The sequence below is a fragment of the Rhizobium giardinii bv. giardinii H152 genome, from assembly GCF_000379605.1.
GTDB classification, from domain to species: domain Bacteria; phylum Pseudomonadota; class Alphaproteobacteria; order Rhizobiales; family Rhizobiaceae; genus Pararhizobium; species Pararhizobium giardinii.
The window spans coordinates 1-2,322 of record NZ_KB902719.1; the positions used below are offsets into that span (position 1 = coordinate 1).

Below are 2,322 nucleotides of genomic sequence, written 5' to 3' on the forward strand. Positions count from 1 at the left end.
ACATGTCTAGCGTCATGGGCGGCTACTACCCTTCAGGAGGAATAAATCTGGGTCCAGCACTCACCTTCGGGTACATTGCGGGCCGGAAGGTTGCGTCGCAATTCTGCGCTACGAGCTGAACTTCGTAGCTCAGGATTCTCGTGAGGGAGATGACGCCACGTCCCGAACGCCGCTTACAAAGCATCAATGTCAAGCCTTTTCGCACCTGCAGGCGAGGATCGGAACTTGGGCTACAAAACGCCCGCCGAAGTCTTCCGCCAGAAACTCCTCGCGGAGATCGGGCATACCGGATAGCCTCTCGAAGTCCGCAGGTCGCGGTTCGCAATGAATTCACATGAGGTCGCTGCATGACCCGTCGAGTGCTGTATTCCGCTTCCCGCTGATCTTTATACACGGTCAATGGCGCTGCGTGTCAGCCGTGAGCTATCTGTTGTGCTCATATTGACTCCTTCTTTCACTCAGCCGAAAAGAAATCTTGGCTGTAGAGGGAGATAACTGATGGCTGATGAGAACAGTGTGGCGTCTATTACCGAAGTTGCACCGACGGATGCAACGGCAAAAGTGCCGGCTGTAAAAAAACAGCGCGCACCACGGCGCCAGAAAGCAGCTGCCGAAGAAACCGTAGCTGCATCTGTTGCCAAGTCTGAAAAGTTGCCGAGGGCCCCACGAAAGCGTGGCGAGCAAGCCGCGCAAGCAACGCTGGCGACGGGCGAAACCCAAGTCACTGGCAAGAGCACTAGGAAGAATGCCATCAAGGGCACCGGCAGCAAGAGGACGCCAAAGCAAGCCGACAAAACGGCTAAGGCGACTGTTCCGGCAATGGATGACATCGCGGATCTTATTCAGCTTGAAGAAGAGAATAAAAGGCTCCGTAAAACCTTGGCAGATAAGCTTCGCGCGGAAAATGCCGATCTGCGCAAGCGGCTCGGGCTTGGCTGATAGACGCGCAACGGCGAGGGCGGTTGCGAGATCGACCTCAGCCAATACTGTCTCGGTAGCAGAGACATTCGCCGGGCTCACCTCGCGAGCCCGGATGTCAAGCTGCGGCAACGTCGTGGTGCGGATTGCTCGAGGTTGAAGCACTATGAAATCACCATGGAAATTCCTTGCTCAGCTAACGTTGCGAAGGCGGTCAGCAGAAACTCCAGAGAGTTCGCTTGCGATTGATGCTGAGGCGCGCGAAAGCGGCGCGCGACAAACGTCTGCGCTTTCGTCAAATTCAACTGCAGTATCTGGTGATCTCGAGGAGCACCCGAGCGTCGATATCGTGCCAACGACGACGTTAAATGAAACCGACGGCGATCTCGATCTCCCCCAAGCACTCTCGCCAGTCGATGGTGTCGAGGTCCATACGCCGGCACTTCACGAGGTCAGTGGATCCGGTGCTGACGCACATGTCTTGGAGCCTGAAAACCAGCAAGGCAAAAAGTCGCCACGAGCACCGCGGACGAAGCGTGCGAAGAGAACCAGAACCGATATGGTTTCGGACAGCACGGCCGTCGCAATCGGCGATCAAAGTGCGCAATCGTCGTCCTTTCGATTTTTCGATGAGGTTCAAAGCCTGGACGAGGAGATCATGCAATTGAGGAGCCAGCTGACGCAGAAACTGCATTTGCAGAATGCTCAGCTTACAAAAATGCTTGAACGGTTCAACGGATCCTGATCCTACGCGAGCCGTTGCAACGAGCGGCGATCTTGAAGTTGTTCATCAGGTTGCGCGCGAGCTAGGAGGCTCAGCGCAAAGGTCGAGTTGCCGTGTCGCGTGCCGCCCAGTTGAGGCGCGCGGCGAATAGCTATATTGGTCGGCATGAATGCAGTAGCGCCGATCGGCATTGAGTTTTGACCGTTACTTAGGATCGAGAATATATGAAAAAGCCACAGCAGACGTTCGTTGTTGAATTCAAGTCGGGGCGACGACGGCTGAGGGCACCGACGAACTCAATCTGGGGCGACACAGACCTCAAGGCTTTGGCCCAGGAAGTAGAAGATAAGACGTCGCATCTGTTCAACTCAAACGAAGCACATGGCACACCCGGCGAAGGTGGAAACGTGCAGTCTGATCCGATAAATTCTGGGTCTGCCCGCAAAGACGGAGTCGATGCCGGTCTTGCACGAGCAACGATGTGGGCGGCCGATGGCGTAGAGGTCGAAGCCTTGAAGCTGCATGAGGTCGATCGCCCGGCTGCCGAAGTTGCTGCGCAAACGCAGGAAAGCCAGCCGATGTTGCAGCCTCCAAGTCCGTCAGGTGGCACTTCTCACCTGCGCGCCAGGCATGCCTCTGCCGACGAGCTCGCTCGCAGTGCGACGGATACGAATGAGGCG

General features: G+C 56.2%; 3 protein-coding genes. All 3 read left to right on the forward strand.

Translation table 11 applies throughout. The features are described from left to right. Positions 1-498 precede the first annotated feature (498 nt). The gene (locus A3AY_RS0128440) at positions 499-939 is read left to right on the forward strand and encodes a hypothetical protein (protein ID WP_018329073.1); all 441 of its coding nucleotides are present in this window, start codon (positions 499-501) and stop codon (positions 937-939) included. A gap of 145 nt (positions 940-1,084) precedes the next feature. Continuing rightward, positions 1,085-1,663: a hypothetical protein gene (locus tag A3AY_RS39450; RefSeq protein WP_040669344.1), complete on the forward strand. Its 579-nt coding sequence runs from the start codon at positions 1,085-1,087 to the stop codon at positions 1,661-1,663. A gap of 203 nt (positions 1,664-1,866) precedes the next feature. Next, on the forward strand, positions 1,867-2,322 hold a 456-nt coding region (locus A3AY_RS0128455), incomplete at its 3' end, for a hypothetical protein (RefSeq protein ID WP_018329076.1).